Consider the following 20,284-nt stretch of genomic DNA (forward strand, 5'->3'; position numbering starts at 1 on the left):
GCGGGGGCCAGGCCTGGCACCCTGCGCGGGCGGGCGGCGCGCAGGGGTGCGAGGTGTTCCTCGGGGGCACCGGCCGCCGTGAGCTTCGCGGTCATGTACGCCAGCCAGCGGCCCGGTTCGGTCGAACGGGCCCGGCGGACGATCGCCGTGTCCGCCGCGTGCATCGCGAGCCACGCACCGGACGCCTCGCGCACCTGCCCGGACAGGCCGTGGTGGTCGGGGTGGTGGTGGGTGATGACCACGCCGTGGACCTCGGCGACCGACGTCCCGCAGGCCGACAGCCCCTGGACCAGGGTGTCCCAGGAGGCCGGGTCGTCCCAGCCCGTGTCGACCAGGACCGGTCCGCGGTCGGTGTCGACGACGTAGACGAGGGTGGTCCCAAGTGGGTTGTCGGGGATGGGGACTTCGATGGAACGAACGCCGCCGCCGTGGTCGTGGACCTGCCCCGTGGACGTCATGGACTCCCCAATCGCCGCCTTCCGGCCACTATACGTGGACTCCATCGACCGGAACTGGTATTCAGTCTTCGTATCTGATGGATCGTCAGACAGCGGTACCGGGGAGGCATTCGGCCATGACCGAGTTCGTGGAACACCGACAGCTGTTCATCGGCGGGGAGTTGACCGACCCCCTGGGCAAGGACGTCATCGAGGTCGTCTCCCCGCACACCGAGGAGATCATCGGACGCGTCCCGCACGCGTCGACCGGCGACGTGGACCGGGCGGTCGCGGTCGCCCGCCGGGCCTTCGACGAGGGGCCCTGGCCGCGCATGACCCCCGACGAGAGGATCGCGGTCGTCACCCGCATCAAGGACGCGATCGCCGTACGGTACGAGGAGATCGGCCGCGTCATCTCCTCCGAGAACGGGTCGCCGTACTCCTGGAGCATCCTCGGGCAGGCGCTGGGCGCGATGATGGTGTGGGACGCGGCGATCACCGTCGCGAAGGACTTCACCTACGAGGAGCAGCGGGACGGCGTCCTCGGGAAGATCCTCGTGCGCCGGGAGCCAGTTGGGGTCGTGGCCGCCGTAGTCCCGTGGAACGTCCCGCAGTTCGTGGCCGCCGCCAAGCTCGCGCCCGCGCTGCTCACCGGCTGCACGGTGATTCTCAAGCCGTCGCCCGAAACGCCCCTGGACGCCTATCTGTTGGGCGAGATCGCGAAGGAGGCCGGGCTGCCGGACGGCGTCCTGTCGATCCTCCCCGCCGACCGCGAGGTCAGCGAGTACCTCGTCGGACACCCCGGCATCGACAAGGTCTCCTTCACCGGCTCGGTCCCGGCCGGCAAGCGCGTGATGGAGGTCGCCGCCCGCCATCTCACCCGCGTGACACTGGAGTTGGGCGGCAAGTCGGCGGCGATCGTGCTGCCCGACGCGGACCTCGCGACCGCCGTCCCCGGCATCGTCTCGTCCGCCTGGATGAACAACGGCCAGGCGTGCGTCGCCCAGACCCGCATCCTCGTACCGCGCTCGCGCTACGACGAGTTCGCGGACGCCTTCGCTCAAGCGGCGAGCGCGCTCGTGGTCGGCGACCCGCTCGACCCGGCCACCCAGGTCGGCCCGCTGGTCGCCAAACGCCAGCAGCAGCGCAACCTCGACTACATCCGCATCGGCCAGGAGGAAGGCGCCAAGATCCTTACGGGCGGCGGCCGTCCACCGGGCCTGGACCACGGCTGGTACGTGGAGCCGACCCTCTTCGGAGACGTCGACAACTCCATGCGCATCGCCCGCGAGGAGATCTTCGGCCCGGTCATCTGCCTCCTCCCGTACGGCGACGAGACCGACGCCGTGAAGATCGCGAACGACTCCGACTACGGCCTCAGCGGCAGCGTCTGGACCGCCGACGTGGCCCACGGCATCGACATCGCCCGCCAGGTCCGCACCGGCACCTACAACGTCAACACCTTCAGCCTCGACATGCTCGGCCCCTTCGGCGGCTACAAGAACAGCGGTCTGGGACGGGAGTTCGGGCCCGAGGGCTACTCGGAGTTCCTCGAACACAAGATGATCCACCTGCCCGCCGGCTGGGAGGGGTGAACCCGGGATGGGCGACCGCTGGCAGGTAGAGGTCGACCGCTCCATCTGTATCGGCTCGGCCCAGTGCGTCCACCAGGCCCCCGACCGCTTCCACCTCGACCCGGCCATGCAGTCCCACCCGGCCGAACCGGAGACCGACGCCAACGAGAAGATCCTCGCGGCGGCGGAGGGCTGCCCGGTGGAGGCCATCATGATCACGCTGCTGGGAAGCGGGGAGCCGGTGTTCCCGCCCGAGGAGTAGGAGGCCTACGCTCCAGCGGTCGTAGTGGACACATGACCGACCGGGGTGGGAACGAGTGAAGAAGTCCGAGGCCGGAGAGCTGCTCGAGCAGGCGCGAACGGCGTGGGAGGCCGAGGAGTGGCTGCGCTCCGCCGACCTCTACGAGCGACTGCTCGCGCACTTCCCGGACGAGAAGGCGAGCGAGGCCTGGTGGTACGACGCGGCGCTCGCCCACAAGTTCCTGCGGAACTGGGCGAAGGCCTACGAGTTGGGGCGCGAGGCGGCCGCTCGCGCTCCGCGCGGCGAGGGCGACCCGGCGTACTGGAACCTCGGTATCGCGGCCACCATCCAGGGCGACTGGGCGGTGGCCCGGGACGCCTGGGCGGGCTTCGGCATCGAACTCCCGGACGGGGAGGGGCCGATCGAGACGCGGTTCGGTCCGGCGTGCGTACGGCTGGACACCGATGGCCAGCGCGAGGTCGTGTGGATCGAGCGGCTGTGCCCCACCCGCGGAAAGGTCGTCAACGTGCCCGTCACGGGCGGCCGTCGCTACGGCGAGATCGTCGTCCACGACGGCGAACCCAAGGGACAGCGGATCTACGGCGGTGTCGAAGTCCCCGTGTTCGACGAGCTGTTGCTCTTGGAAGCCTCCGAACTGCCCACCCTGGAGGTGACGGTGAGCGCCGCCGAGGCCGACGACCTGGAGGCGCTGCTCGCCCTCTTCACCGAGCACGGCTTCGGCGCCGAGCCGGCGAGCGGCGTGCGCGTGCTGTGCGCCTGTTGCAGCGAGGGCACGCACGAGCAGAAGCGGACGGTGACCACCGGCGCCCAGCAGGTCTCGCTGGCGGCCCCCGAGGAGGAGGCCCGGCGGCTGCTGGAGCGGTGGGCGGGGGAGACCGTGATCGGGCGCAGCTGGAGCGGGCTGGCGATGGTCGGCTAGGACGACTCCGGTGGCTGCCGGACGGTGGAGCGGGTCGGTGCGGACCGGCCAACGGCGTTCTGTGCGGGGCCTGTTGAGGCGGGACCGGTCACCGCGCCCAGCCGTGTCCTGATGGTGTCCGCCTCCGGCATGCCGTGTTCCGTGTACAGGGCGAGTGCCCGCTCGTAGTGCTGGACGGCGGGGGCGGTGTCGTCGAGGGCGAGGCGGGCCTCGGCCAACCCGCCGTGGGCGCGGGCCTGTTGGCCCGGGTTGCCGATGTCCTCGGCGATCGTGAGGGCGTCGGTGTGGTGGGCGAGGGCGTCGGTGGGGCGGCCGGCGGCCCGGGCGGCTTCGCCGAGGCCGTTGAGGGCTCTGGCCTCGCCGTCGCGGTCGCCGTTGTGGGAGTAGAGGGCGAGTGCCTGGCGGTGGCACTCGGCGGCCTGCGCGTGGTCGTCGCGGAGCGAGTGGACCAGGCCCAGGCCGTGCAGGGCCCCGGCCTCGCCGTAGCCGTCGCCCACCTCCCGGAGCAGGACCAGGGCCTGTTCCTGGTGGCAGGCCGCCTCGTCCAGGCGGTCGAGGCGCGTCTCGACCGTGCCGAGGTCCATCAGCGCGTGCGCCTCCAGATAGCGGTTGCCGGTGCGGCGCAGCAGGGTCAGGGACTGCTGGAGGTGGCCGGCGGCCTCGTCGTAGCGGCCCAACTGGCCCTCGACATGGGCGAGATTCTTCAGCGCGATCGACTCGCCCGATGTGTCGTCGACGCTCCGGTACAGCACCAGGGCCCGGTCGAGATACTCGACGGCCGACAGGAAACGCCCCAGGCGTTCCTCGACCAGGCCGAGGTTGGTCAGGGCGCGGGCCTCGCCGCTGGGGTCGGCGGCCCGGCGGAACAGGGCCAGCGCCTCCTGGAGGTGGCGGCGGGCCGGTTCGTGCCGGGCCAGTTGGTAGTGGGCGGTGCCGATGCCGAGCAGTGCGAGGGCCTCGCTCGCCGGGTCGGCCAACAGGCGGGCGGCGTCACGGGCGTGGCCGTGGATCGTGAGGCCGTCGGTGTGGTGGCCGCTGATGAGATGGCGGTACAGGGTGAGGGAGAGCCGGATGGCGTGACCCGGCCGGCCGTGCGCGGCGGTGTGCGCGGACATCGCCGTCAGGCAGGCGCGCTCGGTGTTCAGCCAGGCGCGTGCGGCGTCCGGATCCGACAGGTCGGGCACGGGAGTCGACGTCTCGGGAGCGGTGGGGCGCCGGTGGGCCTCGGCCGGGTGGAGGCGGTCCATGGCGGCGGCCGCGGTGGCGAGATAGTGGTCGAAGAGCCGGTCCAGCGCCGCCTCGCGGGCCTCCGGCGCGTCCTGGGCCACGGCGAGCCGGGTGGCGTAGGCGCGCAGCAGGTCGTGCATGCCGTACCGGGCGGTGTCCGCGCGCTGGATCAGGTGGGTGCGGGTGGGGGTGTCGAGGGCGCCACGGGCGTCCGGCGTGGACGTGCCGGTCGGTGCGGGGGTGGTGTCCACGCGCTGGACCAGATGGGCGCGGGCGAGGACGTCGAGGGCATGGCGGGCGTCCGCCACCGTGCTGCCGGTCAGCGCGGCGGCGGCGTGCGCGTCGAGGTCGGGGCCGGGGTGCAGGCCGAGCAGCCGGAACGTACGCGCCGCCGCCGCGGGCAGTTGCCGCAGCGACCAGGAGAACACCGTGACCACGGCGGCCCGGGGGTCGCCCTCCGCGTCCAGCAGGTACAACCGCCGCTGCTGGTCGGCGAGTTCGGCGACGAGACCGGTCAGCGGGGTGCCGGGGCGGGCGGCGGCGAGTTCGGCGGCGACCCGCAGCGCCAGCGGCAGCCGCGCGCACTGCGCGGCGAGGGCGTCCACGGCGGCGGGCTCGGCCTCGGCACGCGGGCCGATCAGCCGGCGCAGCAGGGTGCGGGCCGCGTCGACGGGCAGCAGGTCGAGGTCGAGCCGCTGGGCGCCCTCCCGCACGACCAGCCCGGCCAGGCTGTCGCGGCTGGTCACCAGCACCGCGCAGGAACCGGTGCCGGGCAGCAGCGGACGGACCTGCTCCACGGTCGCGGCGTTGTCCAGCACGATCAGCATCCGCCGGTCCGCGACCTCGGTGCGGTAACGCGCCGCCCGGTCGTCCGGCTCCGGCGGGATGTCCTGCTCGGACACCCCGAGCGCGGTCAGGAACCGGACCAGCGCCTCGGGGGCGGTCATCGGCCGCTCGGGGTCGTAGCCGCGCAGGTTCACGTACAACTGGCCGTCCGGGAAACGGTCCCGGGCCCGGTGCGCCCAGTGCACCGCCAGCGCCGTCTTGCCCACGCCCGCCGTCCCGGACACCGCCGACACCACCACCGCGGCCGGCCGCGCCACACTCGCGCCCAAGACCTTCTCCAGCCGGGCCAGTTCCTCCTCGCGGCCGGTGAACCCCGCCGCGTCCAGGGGGAGTTGAGCGGGTACGGCCTTGGGGCGCGCGGCGCCGGTCCCGAACGGCGGGCGCGGGGCGGCCTTCCCGCCCAGGACCGCCTGGTGCGCGCGCCGGGCCTCCGGACCCGGAGCGGTGCCGAGTTCGTCGGCCAGCCGCTTCCGCAGGGCGCCGTAGCAGGCGAGTGCCTCCGGGGCGCGCCCGGCGGCGTCCAGCGCCCGGATCAGCGCCACGGCGAGCGGCTCGACCAGCGGGTGCTCGGCGACGAGGACGGACAGCGCGTCGACCACCACCGGGTGCCCGCCGACCCGGAGTTCGGCGTCCGCCCAGGCGAGCACGGCGTCGACGTACTGGTGCAGCCAGCTCTCCCGGGTCCGTGCCGCCCACTCACCGGGCAGCCCGGCCAACGGCGTGCCCTGCCACAGGCCCATGGCCTCCCGCAGGGGCAACACCCGTGCCGCGTCGGCGTCTTCGGCCCGGCGGGCCCGCGCGACCAGGTTCCGGAAGCGGTGTACGTCGACCAGGTCCGGCGCGACGTCGAGCCGGTAGCCGGCCGGGCCGCGTACCAACTGCGGTGCGGCGGGCGGGACTTCGGTGTGGCCCGCCGACGCCGTGGACGGGATGCCCGCATCGCCCGCCTCGCCGTGGAGCCCCGGCCGCGTCTCCGCCAGGACCCTGCGGATACGCGCGATATGGGCATACAACGTGCCGCGTCCCCGCGCCGGCGGGTCCTCGCCCCAGACCCGGTCGATCAGTGTCTCGGCCGGTACCCAGCGGCCCGCGTCCACCAACAGTGCCGCCAGGACCGTACGCCGCTTGGCGGGACCCAGATCGACCGGACGGCCCGCCACCCATAACTCCACGGGCCCCAGCAGCCGAAATCCCCTCACGCCCGTCTCCACCGTCCCACCCCACGTGCTTCACAAGTTCTCCACCGCGCACCCAACCACCTGCCCACCTGCGGGACAAGGTCTGCGCAAGGTCCCCGACCACCTCCCCGCGCCACCTTGGCCACGGCAACTCGCCCGCACCACGGACGACTTCCGTCCGTGGGCGGCACCCCGAGTGATGGAGGAACACAGAGAATGAAGCGGATCCTCGCCAAGGCCGGCATCGCCCTGGGAAGCGTGGCCCTGGCCACCACCGGCGCGCTCTTCACCGCCGCCCCCGCGAACGCGGCCCTGTCCGACTGCCCCTCCGGAGGACTCTGCGCCTACCTCGGCGTCAACGGCTCGGGCGACCCCGGCGTGGTCTACGGCGACAACACGAACCTGCTCCAGTACAACAAGTTCAACAACGCCGAGTCGCTGTACAACAACGGCAGCAGCTGCAACGTCCGGATCTACTCGGGCACGGGCTACACGGGTTCCAGCTACATCCTCGCCAAGGGCTACTACAACGGCTCGCTGGCGAACACCGTGTACTGGCACAACGTCGCCTCCAACGACTGGTGCGTGTGAGCACAACCACGGCGCGGCGGACACTGCTCACGGTGCTCCTTGTGCTGACCGCGGCCGGCTGCTCCCACGGGGGAGAGCAGCCGGCCCGCGGGCCCGCGGCGCTCGACGTCCGTCCCCTGTCGGGCGCCACCGCGTCCACCTACGCAGACGCCGTACGCCTGCACGACCGTGAGGAACGAGCCGTCGCCGCCTGCATGAGCGCCCGCGGCCAGACCTACACGGCACAGCCCCGCACCGCGTCCCGGCGCGGCGAGGAGACCAACCCCTACGGGCTGCTCACCGTCCGCAAAGCGACCCAGGACGGCTACGGCATCGTCGGCGAGTACCTCTACCAGCGGTCCACCCCCGTCCCCGCGAGCGAACCCCACCAGGCCGCCTGGCAACGGGCGTTGACCGGAACCCCGGCCCACCGGGTGAGCCTGCGCCTGCCCGACGGCGTCAGCCTCGCCTACTCCACCGACGGCTGCGTCGCCCGGGCCCGCACGGAGCTCTACGGCGCGGACTGGAACACGGTGGAACCCCTCGCCGTAGGACTGGCGAACCGTGTTCTCGGCGCCGTGGAGAAGGACTCCGACTACCGTTCCGCCGTACACCGTTGGTCCTCGTGCATGACGAAGACGGGGCACCCGGCGAAGGACCTCCAGGCTCCACGGCAGGCCGTCGACTCCCGTCTGCGGAAGGCCGCGTCGGACGAGACGGCCCTGCGCGCGCTCGGCAACGACGAGATCCGCACCGCGCGCGCAGACGCGGAATGCCAGCTGGAGACGGGCCTGTCCGAAGCCGTGCGGGACGTCCAACGGGCGGTCGAGAAGCGGCTGTTGACGGCCGCCGACAGGAAAACCGTGGCGAGTTACGTGGCCGACCGGCGCAAGGCGCTGGCCTCCGCCACCGCGTGAACTGCGGGGCCTGGCGGACTAGTTGGGCCGGAGCGTGGCGAACAGCGCCCGGACCCGGGTGCCGTCGGCCTGCGACCAGGCGCCGGTGACCTGGCCGATCGCGTCCTCGGGGGCCGTGGAGCCGGGGGCCAGCACCCGGTGCAGCCGCAGGGTCGGGCCGTCCGGTACGGCGAACTCGGTGGTCTCGTCCGTGTCGTTGGGCGCGCCGAGGGCGGGGATGGGCGCCGTGCCGGTCCAGGAGCGGGCGACCTCCCGGTCCAGGGTGTGGGAGACGCTCTGCGCCTGCGCCTCCACCCGCCCCTCGATGAACGCCGCCAACCCGGCGGTCAGCACCGGGTCGTGACAGCCGTCGTAGGCCCAGCGCGGACCGAGGACGCCGTGCTCCATGGTGCCGACGAGGGCGTGTTCGGCGCCGGGGAGCGGGGCGGCCCGGTAGGTGAGCGGCACGAGGTAGGCGCCCGAGCCGTCGGTGACGACCATGAACTCGATGCCGACCTCGCCCTCGGGATCGTCGAGCCGGAACCCGCCGGCCTTCACCAACTCCGGTTTGGGGGAGCCGTGATACCAGGGGCGGGTGGGCAGCCAGGTGGTGAGGAGTTCGAGCTTGGTGGGCTTGACGTACGTCTGGTGAATGACAGCCATGGGGGAATTATCGGTCCCCGGACCCGCCCGGTTCAGTGAGATCGATCAATCGGCACACCGTCTCGATGTCGATCTTCACCTGGGCGATGGACGCGCGGCCCGAGAGCCAGGTGATCAGGGCCGAGTGCCAGGTGTGCTCGATGACCCGGACCGCCGACAGCTGTTCCGGCGTGGGGTGTTCGAGGCCCATCGCATCCAGGATGATCACCGTGGTCTGCCTCGACACCTGGTCGACCTCGGGGGAGACGCTCCGGTCCGCGAAGGTCAGCGCCCGGACCATCGCGTCGGCGAGATGCGGCTCGCGCTGAAGCGCGCGGAAGGCCCGCATCAACGTCTCCGCGACCCGCTCGGCCGCCGTGTCGCCGCCCGGCGGCTTCTTCCGCAGCGTGCCGTGCATGTGCTCCAGCTGGTCCTGCATCGTGGCGACCAGGAGATGCACCTTGGACGGGAAGTACCGGTACAGCGTGCCGAGCGCGACCTGCGAGGACTCCGCGACCTCCCGCATCTGCACCGCGTCGAAACCGCCCCGGCTCGCCAGCTGCGCGCTCGCGTGCAGGATGCGGCGCCGACGGGCCTCCTGCCGCTCGGTGAGGGGCGGCGAGGTCCGCGCAGTGGCTTCGGGCTTGGCTTGCGCTGGCATGGCTCCCGATCCGTGACTGTCGGTGAGGGTGGGTGATCGCACCGATCATGGCAGGGCCTCGGCCGTGGTGTGAATCACCTGATCCACTTCTCACAGCGACCGTACCGGCCGGTAGATTCAGAACCTCCTGGACGATCAAGTCTGAAACTTGTTCTAGATTAGCGTCCCGGCGTAATCTCGCGGGACAGTGCAGGGAGAAGGGGGCTCAGAGTGACCGCTGAGGCCAGTCAGGCGGGTCCCCAGGAGGACCTGGCAGCCGACGGCGAGCGACCGCTCCGTATCGCACTCCTCACCTATAAGGGGAACCCGTTCTGCGGGGGCCAGGGCGTCTACGTCCGCCATCTCTCCCGTGAACTGGCCCGCCTCGGGCACCGCGTCGAGGTCATCGGCTCACAGCCCTACCCCGTGCTCGACGAGGGCTACGACGGCATCTCCCTGACCGAACTGCCCTCGCTCGACCTCTACCGCTCCCCGGACCCCTTCCGCACCCCGAAGCGCGACGAGTACCGGGACTGGGTCGACGCCCTCGAAGTCGCGACGATGTGGACCGGCGGCTTCCCCGAGCCCCTCACGTTCTCGCTCCGGGCCCGCCGCCATCTCCGCGCCCGGCGCGGCGAGTTCGACATCGTTCACGACAACCAGACGCTGGGTTATGGGTTGTTGGGGGATGTCGGCGCGCCGCTCGTCACCACGATCCATCACCCCATCACCGTGGACCGGCAGTTGGAGCTGGACGCGGCGGAGAACTGGCGCCAGCGCATGTCCAAGCGCCGCTGGTACTCCTTCACGCAGATGCAGAAGCGCGTCGCCCGCCGCCTTCCCTCCGTCCTCACCGTCTCCGGCACCTCGCGCCAGGAGATCATCGACCACCTCGGCGTCCGCGACGACCGCATCCACGTCGTCCACATCGGCGCTGACACCGACCTGTTCTCCCCGAACCCGGCCGTACCGCAGGTGCCGGGCCGGATCGTCACGACGTCCAGCGCGGACGTCCCCCTCAAGGGCCTCGTCTTCCTCGTCGAGGCCCTGGCGAAGGTCCGCACCGAACACCCCGACGCCCACCTGATCGTCGTAGGAAAGCGCCCCACCGAGGGCCCGGTCGCCCAGGCCGTCGAGCGCTACGGCCTCGAAGGCGCCGTCGACTTCGTCAAGGGCATCTCGGACGCCGAACTGGTCGACCTGGTCCGCTCGGCGGAGGTCGCCTGCGTGCCCTCGCTGTACGAGGGGTTCTCGCTCCCGGCGGCGGAGGCGATGGCCACGGGGACGCCGCTCGTCGCGACGACCGGCGGAGCGATCCCGGAGGTCGCCGGGCGCGACGGCGAGACCTGCCTGGCGGTACCGCCGGGCGACCCGGGAGCGCTGGCCACCGCCCTGAGCCGGCTCCTGGCCGACCCGGTACTGAGGGCCCGCCTCGGCGCGGCGGGCCGCGAACGCGTCCTGGCCCGCTTCACCTGGGCGAAGGCCGCGGAGGGCACGGCGGCCAGGTACCGCGAGGCGATCGCCCCCGGCCGGACGGGCAGCGCGGCCACGGCATCGTTGTCGCCCTCGGCAACCCCGTCTCCTTCCCTGTCTCCATCCCCTTCTCCGACCAGTGTTACCGGCGTCTCTCCCGAAAGCAGGGCCACGTGCTGACCGTCGACTTCTCCCGGTTCCCGCTCGCCCCTGGCGACCGAGTCCTGGACCTCGGGTGCGGTGCCGGGCGGCACGCGTTCGAGTGTTATCGGCGAGGGGCACAGGTCGTCGCCCTTGACCAGAACGCCGAGGAGATCCGCGAGGTCGCCAAGTGGTTCGCGGCGATGAAGGAGGCCGGCGAGGCCCCGGCCGGCGCCACCGCCACCGCGATGGAGGGCGACGCGCTCCAACTCCCCTTCCCGGACGAGTCGTTCGACGTCGTGATCATCTCCGAGGTCATGGAACACATTCCGGACGACAAGGGCGTACTCGCCGAGATGGTCCGGGTGCTGAAGCCCGGCGGCCGCATCGCCATCACCGTCCCGCGCTACGGCCCCGAGAGGGTCTGCTGGGCCCTGTCCGACGCCTACCACGAGGTCGAGGGCGGCCACATCCGCATCTACAAGGCGGACGAACTCCTCACCAAGATCCGCGAGGCCGGCCTCAAGCCCTACGGCACCCACCACGCGCACGGGCTGCACTCGCCGTACTGGTGGCTGAAGTGCGCGTTCGGCGTGGACAACGACAAGGCGCTGCCGGTGCAGGCGTACCACAAGCTCCTGGTCTGGGACATCATGAAGAAACCCCTCGCCACCCGGGTCGCCGAACAGGCGCTGAACCCGCTGATCGGCAAGAGCTTCGTGGCCTACGCGACCAAGCCGCATCTCCCCTTGGCGGAAGCCAAGTGACCACTCCCCGGACAGAACACCTCGTCCTGCCCGGGGTCCTCACCGCCGAGCAGGCCGCCGCGACCGTCGCCGGCATCCTCGCCGTGCAGCGGGAGGACGGGGCGATCCCGTGGTTCCGAGGCCATCACCTCGACCCGTGGGACCACACCGAGGCCGCGATGGCGCTGGACGCGGCGGGCGAACACGAGGCCGCCGAGCGGGCGTACAACTGGCTCGCCCGGCACCAGAACGAGGACGGGTCCTGGTTCGCGGCGTACGCGGACGGGGATCCGGGTGACGTCACCGACCGGGGGCGCGAGACCAACTTCGTCGCCTACATAGCCGTAGGCGTGTGGCACCACTACCTCGCGACCGGCGACGACACGTTCCTGGACCGGTTGTGGCCCACGGTGTTCGCGGCGGTCGAGTTCGTGTTGCGGTTGCAGCAACCGGGTGGGCAGATCGGGTGGAAGCGGGAGGACGACGGTTCGGATACGGCGGATGCGCTGCTGACCGGGTCGTCCTCGATCCACCAGGCCTTGCGGTGTGCCCTTGCGATCGCCGAACAGCGTGAAGAGCCGCAGCCGGACTGGGAGTTGGCGGTCGGCGCACTGCGGCACGCGATCCGCCGGCATCCTGAACGGTTCCTGGACAAGGGCCGTTACTCGATGGACTGGTACTACCCGGTCCTGGGCGGCGCGTTGGTCGGTACGGAGGCCAAGTCCCGGGTGGAGGAGGGCTGGAGCCGGTTCGTCGTGCCGGGGCTGGGTGTGCGGTGCGTCGTCCCCAACCCGTGGGTTACGGGGGGTGAGTCGGCTGAACTCGCCCTGGCGCTCTGGGTGTTGGGGGAGTCCGACCGGGCGCTGGAGATTCTCCAGGCCATCCAGCACCTGCGCGATGCGGAGAGCGGGCTGTACTGGACGGGTTATGTCTTCGATGACGACGCGGTGTGGCCTCGTGAGCTGACTACGTGGACTGCGGGGTCGTTGCTGCTTGCGGTGGCGGCGTTGGGGGGCCATGACGCGACGTGTGCGGTGTTCGGTGCGGAGCGTTTGCCACTGGGGCTGGATCCGGATTGTTGTTAGGCGCGGGCCCGGTGGGGGGCTGGTCGCGCAGTTCCCCGCGCCCCTAAAAGATGGCCCGTTGCAGCCGACCTGCTTTTAAGGGGCGCGGGGAACTGCGCGCTCAGCCCCCACCGGGCAGTGCTTAACGATGAACCTTGTTGGCGATCGCATGCCCGATGAACAGGTACACCACCGCCGCCAGACCGTAGCCGCAGATAACCCGCGCCCAGGCCTCGTCGAAGGTGAACAGGTCGCGGGACCAGCCGGCGAGCCAGTTGGCCGAGCGGTGGACGAACTGCACGAGGTCGTTCGCGCGGTTGGCGTCCAACAGGTACATCAGAATCCACAGGGCCAGGATGAGGGCCATGATGTCGGCGATGATCACGATGACATTGCCGACCGAATTCGAACCGCGTCGATAGTAGGGGGACATGCGAACCGGATTGCCGCTTTCGACGGGATGAAACCCGAACGGTCCCGCCCGGGTGGCGCACGCGGCCGGCCCGGGTGAGGCTGCCGGGGTAAGGACACCCACTCGGGGAGAACACCCCGGAGGACCCCGTGCCCGTACCGATACGGCGCCTCTTCGTGGCGCTCACTCTGTGCTGCGCCCTGCTCGCCGGTGCCACGGCCTGCGGCAGCGCCACCGATGACGCCACGCAGGACACCGCGGCCGTGGTGGCCGCCGCTGCCGCCGCCACCCCGAGCCCCAGCACCTCCGCCGAACGGCAGAAGTTCGCCAAGACCCGCTTCGTCGCGAACGCGGGCCTCGCGGCGGGTGCCACCTACCAGTGGATCGTGAAGCCCTGGAAGGCGGGCAAGTTCAAGAAGGGGGCGAGCGGACGCAGGTTCGCGCTCGTCAAGGCGGGCCTCGCGGGCGCGTTCGCGTACAACCGGCTCAAGGCCGCCACCAAGAACGCCAAGGGCGACCCCACGCTCTCCAAGGCGGTCGCCCCGCTCAGCGCCGGCATCGACTCCCTCAAGGACCTGCCGTCCAAGCTCCGCAAGGGTGACTCGACCGACGCCACGGCGAGTTCCTTCGACGACATCATCAACAAGGTCAAGGACGCCGGGAAGAGCGCCGGCGCCGAGGTGACCGACAAGGTGCCGTCGGCAGGGCAGCTCACCGGGGGGTAAAAGCCCTTCAGTGTCTGGGAGTTGAGCGGCTCCTAATGAGCGGCTCCTAGGAGTTCAGCTCCGCCAGCACCCGCAGCGTGTGCGGATCGGGCGCAAGGGCCAGCAGGTCCGTCACCGGGCCCTTGCGCCACAACTCCAGCCGCTCCGCGATCCGTTCACGCGGCCCGACCAGCGAGATCTCGTCGGCGAACGCGTCCGGCACCGCGAGCACGGCCTCCTCCCGGCGGCCCGCGAGGAACAACTCCTGTATCCGCCGGGCCTCTTCCTCGTACCCCATGCGCGCCATCAGATCGGCGTGGAAGTTGCGGGCCGCGTGCCCCATCCCGCCGATGTAGAAGCCGAGCATCATCTTCACGGGGAGGAGGCCTTCGGCGACGTCGTCGCAGACCTTCACCTGTGCCATGGGTGCCACGAGGAAGTCCTCGCGGAAGGCCGTCGTGCCGTAGACCTCGGGGCGGCTCGGCGACCAGTACAACGGCAGCCACCCGTCCGCGATCGCCGCCGTCTGGGCCACGTTCTTCGGCCCCTCGGCGCCCAGCAGGACCGGCAGGTCCGAACGGAGCGGGTGGGTGATGGACTTGAGCGCCTTGCCGAGCCCCGTACCGTCCGCGCCCCGGTACGGATGCGCGTGGAACCGCCCGTCCACCTCGACCGGTGCCTCCCGCCGCAGCACCTGCCGTACGACCTCGACGTACTCCCGGGTCGCGGTGAGCGGCGACTTGGGAAACGGCCGGCCGTACCACCCCTCCACCACCTGCGGTCCCGACAGCCCGAGCCCGAGCAGCACGCGCCCGCCGGAGAGATGGTCGAGGGTGAGCGCGTGCATCGCGGTGGTGGTCGGCGAGCGGGCCGCCATCTGCGCAACGGCCGTCCCCAGCTTGATCGTTGAGGTCCGCGCCGCGATCCAGGTGAGGGGAGTGAAGGCGTCGGACCCCCACGACTCGGCCGTCCACACGGAGTCGTACCCGAGCCGCTCGGCCTCCTGGGCCAGCGGCACATGGTCGGCGGAGGGCCCGCGCCCCCAGTACCCGAGTGCGAGACCGAGCCGCATATCGCCTCCACAGTCACAGAACTGACGGACCGTCAGTCAATGGGCGGACGGCTGCGACTGTACGACAACGGCCCCCCGCCCGGAAGGGCGAGGGGCCGCGGCGAACGCTGGGGGAGGGGCTCAGCCGCGCTGGATCCCCGAGGTGTCCTGGAGGACGCCACGACGGCCGTCCTGGGTCTGCGCGACGAGCGCCGGACCGCGCTGCTCGACGGCCAAGTACCAGGTACCCGGCGCCAGTTCGGCGATCGGCGACGGCGAACCGTCCTCCGCGAACAGCGGCCGGGCCACCGGCACCGCGAACCAGAACGGCGAGAAGTCCGCGGCCGGAGCCGGGGCCGGAGCGGGCTGCCCGAACGGCTGCGCGGTCTGCGCCTGCTGCGGCGGCGTGCCGTACGACGGCTGCGGCGCACCGGCACCCGGGTAGCCGTAACCACCGGGCGGCTGGGCGCCGTAGGGCTGCGGGGCGGCCGGCTTGGGGGCCGGGACGAGGGCGGCCTGGAGGGCCGGGACGTTCGCGGAGAGGATGTCGATCCACATCCGGGGATCGGACGCGGCGATCCGGGTCACATCCCGAATCCCCTGCCCACACAGCCGTACGGCGGCCTCCTCGGCGTTCTCCAACCGCGCGGCGACCATGCTGGACACCAGATGAGGCATGTGCGACACGAGAGCCACCGCCCGGTCATGCGCATCGGCATCCATGACAACCGGCACGGCACGACAGTGCGAGACCAGCTCCAGGGCGAGGTTCAACACCTCGGTGTCCGTGTCACGCGTGGGCGTCAGCACCCAAGGACGCCCCTCGAAAAGATCACCGGTAGCGGCCAACGGCCCCGACTTCTCGCGCCCGGACATGGGATGCGAACCGATGTACCTGGACATCACCGCCGGATCGAGGCCGAGCGCCTCCAACTCCCGCCGCGGACCGCCCTTGACGCTGGCCACGTCGAGGTAACCCCGGGCCACCCCCCGCTCCATCGCGTCGGCCAGCACCCCGGCCACCAGCGCGGGCGGCGCGGCGACGATCGCGAGGTCGACGGGCCCGTCCGGCGCCTCGTCGGTACCGGCGCCGAGCGCGGCGGCCGTACGGGCCTGCTCGGGGTCGTGGTCGGCGAGGTGGACGACGACGCCGCGCGAGGCGAGGGCGAGCGCGGCGGACGTACCGATGAGCCCGGTGCCGATGACGAGCGCGGTCCTCACTGCGCGATGTCCTTGCGCAGGGCGGCCGCCGCACCGAGGTAAACGTGCGCGATGTCGGCGCGGGACCGGTCGGACTCGATGTGCGCCAGGATGCGGACCACGCGGGGCATCGCGCCCTCGATGTCGAGTTCCTGCGCGCAGATCAGCGGTACGTCGGCGAAGCCGCTGCCGAGCTTGCGGGCGGCGGCGGCCGGGAAGTCGCTGTGCAGATCGGGCGTGGCCGTGAACCAGACGCTGATCAGATCGTCGGCGGTGAGGCCGTTCCGCTCCAGGACGGCGGTGAGCAGAGCTCCGACCTGCTCGTCCATGTGGCCGGCTTCGTCCCTGTCCAGTTGGACGGCGCCCCGGACCGCTCGTACCGCCACGGCTTAGCTCCTCGCTGATGTACGGCTCTTTGTACAACCAGCCTAGTCAGCCCGCCCGGTACGGGTGCCCGGCGCCCGCCCACCGAGACGGTCACAGGGATGGTCACAGGGACTGTTGCCGGACCAGTTCCTCGAGTGAGGCGGCCTGCGGCACCTGGCCCTCCGGGGTGAGCTTGTCGACGGCCTGGGGCAGCGTCCGCGCGAGGTCGCTCGCGGCCTGCTCCGGGGTGACGCCGGCCTGTTCGGCGACCTTCTGCAACGTCTCGTCGGGCAGCGCCTGCTGGATCTGGGCGCCGGTGACGGACTGGTTCTGCCCGGTGCCGACCCAGGAGTCCTTCTGCTCGGCCAGCCCCGACTTGGTGAGCATCTCCAGGAGCCCGCCCAGCGGATTGCTTCCGTTGCCACCGCCACCACCGCCCTGACTCCCGCCGAGGGCCGAGAGTAGCGCGCCCAGGATGTTGCCACTACCGGAACCGCTCCGGCCCCCTCCGCCCCCTCCGCCCGCTCCGCCCAGAAGACCGCCGAGAAGGCTGCCGAGATCGTTGCCCGCCATGGCTCGCACCTTTCGAGAGCGGCCGGCCGCTGGTCGGGGCCCGGCCTCGAACCCTGCCAATGTCACCTGAATCATCCCGTTCCGCTACTTGGGGTGAGATCATCCCGGTATGCCTCTTTACCCACGGCCCCGAGTCCGCTCTCATGGGCTGGAAGCACGCCTCGGGGGAGGGCCACATTGAAGCGTCCTGGACCACTGCTCACACTTCTGGCGGGTCTGTTGCTGGGCCTGTTCATGCTGACGCTCAACACGACGTCGGGGACGAAGACGGTGTCGTCGAAACAAGGCGAGGCATCACCGTCCGCGCCTGCGAAAGCGTCACAGCGCCCGTCTGCCACACCGACACCCACGCCCACACCCAGCGCTACGCCGTCGAAGACACCCGTCGCGAACGCCAACTACGCCGGCCGCACCGACGACGACGCGGCCTCGGTCGCCGTGTCCGTCCGTGACGGCAAGGCGGTCGCCTACTTCTGCGACGGCCGCTACAAGGAGGCCTGGCTGAGGGGCCCCGTCAACGACGACGGCACCATGAAACTCACCGCCCCGAACGGCGCGGTACTCGACGGCAAGATCCAGCAGGGCAAGAAGATCAGCGGCACCGTCAAGGACGAGGGCCGGCCGTACACGTTCACCGCCGACAAGGCGGTCAAGCCGTCCGGGCTGTGGCGCGCGACCGCCAAGGTGCGCGGCGCCAAGATCGACGGCGGCTGGATCGTGCTGCCGAACGGCCGCCAGACCGGCATCGTCACCCGCGACGGCAAGGCCACCTCCGCACCCCGCATCGACCCGGAGACCGGCGCGGTCACGATCGACGGCCAGCAGCTCACGGCACAACCCGTCACCCCCTGACCCACCATCCGCCTCAGGGAGCCGATCATGACCGCCGACCCGAACGCCGCCACCCAGTCCTACCCATCGCGACCACCCGCACCCCACCACGACAGCCCCGCCCGCTACCTGGTCCCGGCCCTCGTGGCCGCGGCCGTGGCGGTCGCGCTCGGCGTCTACGGCAAGGTCCACGACCCGGCGGGCACCGCCTTCAACCTCGCCGGCTTCAGCAGCACGAGCGCGGTGAAGTCCTGGCTCGCGACCACCGCGTTCTTCTTCGCCCTCGTCCAGGTCGTCTCGGCCTTCATGGTCTACGGCAGGCTGCCGGGCCCGAGCTGGTCGGCGACGCTGCACCGCTGGTCGGGGCGGATCGCGTTCCTGGTGGCGGTGCCGGTCGCGGTGCACTGCCTCTACGCGTTCGGCTACCAGACGTACTCGACACGCGTGATGTGGCACTCCGTCCTGGGGTGCGCGTTCTTCGGCGCCTTCAGTGCCAAGATGCTGCTGCTCCGCTCGGAGCGCCTGCCCGGCTGGCTGCTGCCGCTCGTCGGCGGACTGGTCTTCACCGCCCTCACGCTGCTCTGGCTGACATCCGCCCTCTGGTTCTTCCGCACCTTCGGAGTGACTACATGACCGACAGCTCGACGCGCCGCACGGTCCTCGCGACGGGTGCGGCCGCCGCGCTCGCCGCGGGATGCAGCAAGTACGGCGACAGCGACGACTCCTCGGGCTCGTCGTCCGTACAGGCGTCCGGCGGCGAGGAGTTGGCGAAGACGTCCGACATCCCCGTCGGCGGGGGCAAGATCCTCAAGGCCCAGAAGATCGTGGTGACCCAGCCGAAGAAGGACGAGTTCAAGGCCTTCTCGGCGATCTGCACCCACCAGGGCTGCACGGTGAGCACCGTCGCGAACGGCACCATCGACTGCCCGTGCCACGGCAGCAAGTTCAAGATCGCGGACGGCTCGGTCGCGGGCGGCCCGGCGCCGAAGCCGCTGCCCGCGGAGCAGATCACGGTGGAGGGAAATTCGATCCGCCTGGCGTGAGGTGCCGCGTACGCTCCGGGCATGCCGTTCGAGAACCTGGTCCGCGACCACACGATCTACGCCTGCGTGATGGGTTCACGCGCCTTCGGCCTGGCGACGGACGGCAGCGACACGGATCGCCGGGGCGTGTTCGTGGCCCCCACTCCTCTCTTCTGGCGCTTCGACAAGCCGCCGACGCACATCGAGGGCCCGGCGGAGGAGCAGTTCAGCTGGGAGCTGGAGCGCTTCTGCGAACTGGCGCTGCGCGCGAACCCCAACATCCTGGAGTGCCTCCACTCCCCCCTCGTCGAGCACGTCGACGACACGGGCCGTGAACTCCTCGCCCTGCGCGGCGCGTTCCTCTCCCGCCAGGTCCACGAGACGTTCACGCGCTACGCGTTGGGCCAGCGCAAGAAGCTGGAGGCCGACATCCGCCTGCACGGAGCGCCCCGTTGGAAGCACGCGATGCACCTGCTCCGCCTCCTCACGAGCGCCCGCGACCTGCTCCGCACGGGCACCCTGACGATCGACGTCGGAGACCAGCGCGACCCGCTGCTGTCCGTCAAACGCGGCGAAGTCCCGTGGCCCGAGGTCGAGTCCTGGATGGCCCGCCTGGCATCGGAGACGGACGAGGCGGCCACCCACACCCCCCTCCCGACGGAACCGGACCGCCACCGCGTGGAGGACTTCCTGACCGGGGTCCGCCGCGCGTCAGCCCTCCAGCCGGACCCGTACGACGAACTCGTGCAAGGCGTCGTACGTACTGGGGGCGTCCGGCAGGACTGACGCCCCCTGTGCCTCGTCCAACTCGCCGTGCAGGCGCTCCACATCGGCCCGCACGCGCGCGTGGTCGACGTCGGCGTCCCCGTGCTCCCGCTCGACCTTCGCCTCGATCAGCTCCGTGATGTACAGCGGCGCCTGGACCTCCCCGACGAGCGTGGGCAGATGGGCCTGCACCTCGCCGCTGCGCATCAGATGGATGCCGGTGAGCAGCACCCGGAACGTGTAGAGCAGCGGCTTGAGTTCGCCGGTCTTCTCGAAGAGCCGCCACTGCGTAGTGGCGAACCCCTGGTAGTGGTGGGCGTGATGGCTGGTGAGGACGCCCGGTGCGAGCGCGGCCAGCTCCTGGTGGGCGTCGGTGGTGTGCACGACGAGCGGGGACAGCAACTGCTCCAGCACATAGCCGTTGCGCCGCAGCATCAGCCGTACGAACTTGCGCAGGTCGTGGGTGACGAGGTCCATCTCGACGCCGTCCCGCAGCCACATCCGCGACCGGGTCTCGTCCGGCTCGCGCAGGCCGACGAGTTCGGCGGTCGGCAGCAGGTGCACGCCCCTCAGGTCCACGTCCGAGTCACGGGACGGGAAGCCGTAGAGGTGCGCGCCGGAGACGGTGGCGAAGAGCAGCGGGTCGGGCTGCTCGGCCACCACCGGCTTGAGGTCGATGTCCAGGGCGTCGATCATCCGTCAAGCGTCCCAGAGTGCCCCGAGCCCCAACAGCTCCCCCCGGTAC

Annotated in this window: 23 protein-coding genes; 13 read left to right on the top strand and 10 right to left on the bottom strand. The window is 71.2% G+C overall.

Annotated features, from left to right (window positions below; all coding sequences use genetic code 11):
- The coding region (locus ACNFOC_RS31345; RefSeq protein ID WP_416962424.1) for an MBL fold metallo-hydrolase at positions 1-458 on the bottom strand (458 nt) is incomplete at its 3' end.
- Between the two features lie 116 nt (positions 459-574).
- On the opposite strand from ACNFOC_RS31345, the gene ACNFOC_RS31350 reads away from it, so the two are divergent.
- The 3 genes from ACNFOC_RS31350 to ACNFOC_RS31360 are packed head-to-tail and all read left to right on the top strand — an operon-like array spanning position 575 to position 3,192.
- Positions 575-2,032, top strand: a complete 1,458-nt coding sequence (locus ACNFOC_RS31350; protein ID WP_416962425.1) for an aldehyde dehydrogenase — start codon at positions 575-577, stop codon at positions 2,030-2,032.
- Positions 2,033-2,039: 7 nt separating this feature from the next.
- Positions 2,040-2,273, top strand: a complete 234-nt coding sequence (locus ACNFOC_RS31355) for a ferredoxin (RefSeq protein WP_416962426.1) — start codon at positions 2,040-2,042, stop codon at positions 2,271-2,273.
- Positions 2,274-2,328: 55 nt separating this feature from the next.
- Positions 2,329-3,192, top strand: coding sequence for a tetratricopeptide repeat protein (locus tag ACNFOC_RS31360; protein WP_416962427.1), 864 nt, complete (start codon positions 2,329-2,331; stop codon positions 3,190-3,192).
- On the opposite strand, the gene ACNFOC_RS31365 is transcribed toward ACNFOC_RS31360, so the two are convergent.
- On the bottom strand, positions 3,189-6,425 hold the full coding sequence (locus ACNFOC_RS31365) for an AfsR/SARP family transcriptional regulator (protein WP_416962428.1): 3,237 nt from the start codon (positions 6,423-6,425) through the stop codon (positions 3,189-3,191). The genes ACNFOC_RS31360 and ACNFOC_RS31365 overlap by 4 nt on opposite strands.
- Before the next feature lie 234 nt (positions 6,426-6,659).
- Here ACNFOC_RS31365 and ACNFOC_RS31370 point away from each other — a divergent pair, with 234 nt between their 5' ends.
- A complete protein-coding gene (locus tag ACNFOC_RS31370) occupies positions 6,660-7,034 on the top strand; it encodes a peptidase inhibitor family I36 protein (RefSeq protein WP_416962429.1) in 375 nt (124 codons plus the stop codon).
- Positions 7,031-7,930 carry a hypothetical protein gene (locus tag ACNFOC_RS31375; protein ID WP_416962430.1) on the top strand — a complete coding sequence of 300 codons (900 nt, stop codon included), beginning with the start codon at positions 7,031-7,033 and terminating at the stop codon, positions 7,928-7,930. Before ACNFOC_RS31370 ends, ACNFOC_RS31375 begins: the two co-directional genes overlap by 4 nt.
- A gap of 18 nt (positions 7,931-7,948) precedes the next feature.
- On the opposite strand, the gene ACNFOC_RS31380 is transcribed toward ACNFOC_RS31375, so the two are convergent.
- The gene (locus ACNFOC_RS31380; RefSeq protein WP_416962431.1) at positions 7,949-8,572 is read right to left on the bottom strand and encodes a maltokinase N-terminal cap-like domain-containing protein; all 624 of its coding nucleotides are present in this window, start codon (positions 8,570-8,572) and stop codon (positions 7,949-7,951) included.
- Between the two features lie 7 nt (positions 8,573-8,579).
- A complete protein-coding gene (locus tag ACNFOC_RS31385; protein ID WP_416962432.1) occupies positions 8,580-9,212 on the bottom strand; it encodes a TetR family transcriptional regulator in 633 nt (210 codons plus the stop codon).
- Positions 9,213-9,422: 210 nt separating this feature from the next.
- On the opposite strand from ACNFOC_RS31385, the gene ACNFOC_RS31390 reads away from it, so the two are divergent.
- The 3 genes from ACNFOC_RS31390 to ACNFOC_RS31400 are packed head-to-tail and all read left to right on the top strand — an operon-like array spanning position 9,423 to position 12,636.
- Positions 9,423-10,844 (top strand): glycosyltransferase family 4 protein, encoded by a 1,422-nt coding sequence (locus ACNFOC_RS31390; protein ID WP_416962433.1) that lies wholly within the window; start codon positions 9,423-9,425, stop codon positions 10,842-10,844.
- Positions 10,838-11,572 carry a class I SAM-dependent methyltransferase gene (locus tag ACNFOC_RS31395; RefSeq protein ID WP_416962434.1) on the top strand — a complete coding sequence of 245 codons (735 nt, stop codon included), beginning with the start codon at positions 10,838-10,840 and terminating at the stop codon, positions 11,570-11,572. Before ACNFOC_RS31390 ends, ACNFOC_RS31395 begins: the two co-directional genes overlap by 7 nt.
- A complete protein-coding gene (locus ACNFOC_RS31400; protein WP_416962435.1) occupies positions 11,569-12,636 on the top strand; it encodes a prenyltransferase/squalene oxidase repeat-containing protein in 1,068 nt (355 codons plus the stop codon). Before ACNFOC_RS31395 ends, ACNFOC_RS31400 begins: the two co-directional genes overlap by 4 nt.
- Before the next feature lie 121 nt (positions 12,637-12,757).
- Here ACNFOC_RS31400 and ACNFOC_RS31405 read toward each other — a convergent pair whose 3' ends face one another.
- Positions 12,758-13,048: a hypothetical protein gene (locus ACNFOC_RS31405; protein ID WP_033281865.1), complete on the bottom strand. Its 291-nt coding sequence runs from the start codon at positions 13,046-13,048 to the stop codon at positions 12,758-12,760.
- 128 nt (positions 13,049-13,176) lie between these two features.
- Between ACNFOC_RS31405 and ACNFOC_RS31410 the strand changes: the two genes are divergently transcribed.
- Complete coding sequence (locus tag ACNFOC_RS31410) at positions 13,177-13,752, top strand: hypothetical protein (protein ID WP_416962436.1); 576 nt, start codon at positions 13,177-13,179, stop codon at positions 13,750-13,752.
- Between the two features lie 46 nt (positions 13,753-13,798).
- On the opposite strand, the gene ACNFOC_RS31415 is transcribed toward ACNFOC_RS31410, so the two are convergent.
- The 4 genes from ACNFOC_RS31415 to ACNFOC_RS31430 all read right to left on the bottom strand — a co-directional run bounded on the left by ACNFOC_RS31415 (position 13,799) and on the right by ACNFOC_RS31430 (position 16,921).
- Positions 13,799-14,803 carry an LLM class F420-dependent oxidoreductase gene (locus ACNFOC_RS31415; RefSeq protein ID WP_416962437.1) on the bottom strand — a complete coding sequence of 335 codons (1,005 nt, stop codon included), beginning with the start codon at positions 14,801-14,803 and terminating at the stop codon, positions 13,799-13,801.
- Positions 14,804-14,923: 120 nt separating this feature from the next.
- Positions 14,924-16,003, bottom strand: a complete 1,080-nt coding sequence (locus tag ACNFOC_RS31420) for a prephenate dehydrogenase (protein WP_416962438.1) — start codon at positions 16,001-16,003, stop codon at positions 14,924-14,926.
- The gene (gene aroH, locus ACNFOC_RS31425) at positions 16,000-16,368 is read right to left on the bottom strand and encodes a chorismate mutase (protein ID WP_416962439.1); all 369 of its coding nucleotides are present in this window, start codon (positions 16,366-16,368) and stop codon (positions 16,000-16,002) included. The genes ACNFOC_RS31420 and aroH overlap by 4 nt, the downstream gene beginning before the upstream one ends.
- Before the next feature lie 103 nt (positions 16,369-16,471).
- The gene (locus tag ACNFOC_RS31430) at positions 16,472-16,921 is read right to left on the bottom strand and encodes a YidB family protein (protein WP_416962440.1); all 450 of its coding nucleotides are present in this window, start codon (positions 16,919-16,921) and stop codon (positions 16,472-16,474) included.
- Between the two features lie 177 nt (positions 16,922-17,098).
- On the opposite strand from ACNFOC_RS31430, the gene ACNFOC_RS31435 reads away from it, so the two are divergent.
- The 4 genes from ACNFOC_RS31435 to ACNFOC_RS31450 are packed head-to-tail and all read left to right on the top strand — an operon-like array spanning position 17,099 to position 19,560.
- A complete protein-coding gene (locus ACNFOC_RS31435; protein ID WP_416962441.1) occupies positions 17,099-17,773 on the top strand; it encodes a hypothetical protein in 675 nt (224 codons plus the stop codon).
- A 27-nt stretch (positions 17,774-17,800) separates the two neighbouring features.
- Positions 17,801-18,385, top strand: coding sequence for a DUF6529 family protein (locus ACNFOC_RS31440; protein WP_416962442.1), 585 nt, complete (start codon positions 17,801-17,803; stop codon positions 18,383-18,385).
- Positions 18,382-18,795, top strand: coding sequence for a Rieske (2Fe-2S) protein (locus ACNFOC_RS31445; RefSeq protein WP_416962443.1), 414 nt, complete (start codon positions 18,382-18,384; stop codon positions 18,793-18,795). The genes ACNFOC_RS31440 and ACNFOC_RS31445 overlap by 4 nt, the downstream gene beginning before the upstream one ends.
- A 21-nt stretch (positions 18,796-18,816) precedes the next feature.
- Positions 18,817-19,560: a nucleotidyltransferase domain-containing protein gene (locus ACNFOC_RS31450; RefSeq protein WP_416962444.1), complete on the top strand. Its 744-nt coding sequence runs from the start codon at positions 18,817-18,819 to the stop codon at positions 19,558-19,560.
- Here ACNFOC_RS31450 and ACNFOC_RS31455 read toward each other — a convergent pair.
- The gene (locus ACNFOC_RS31455) at positions 19,486-20,235 is read right to left on the bottom strand and encodes a nucleotidyltransferase domain-containing protein (protein ID WP_416962445.1); all 750 of its coding nucleotides are present in this window, start codon (positions 20,233-20,235) and stop codon (positions 19,486-19,488) included. The genes ACNFOC_RS31450 and ACNFOC_RS31455 overlap by 75 nt on opposite strands.
- Positions 20,236-20,284: the final 49 nt, after the last annotated feature.

Origin of the sequence: Streptomyces colwelliae, from assembly GCF_048158785.1 — a bacterium.
Lineage (GTDB): Bacteria > Actinomycetota > Actinomycetes > Streptomycetales > Streptomycetaceae > Streptomyces.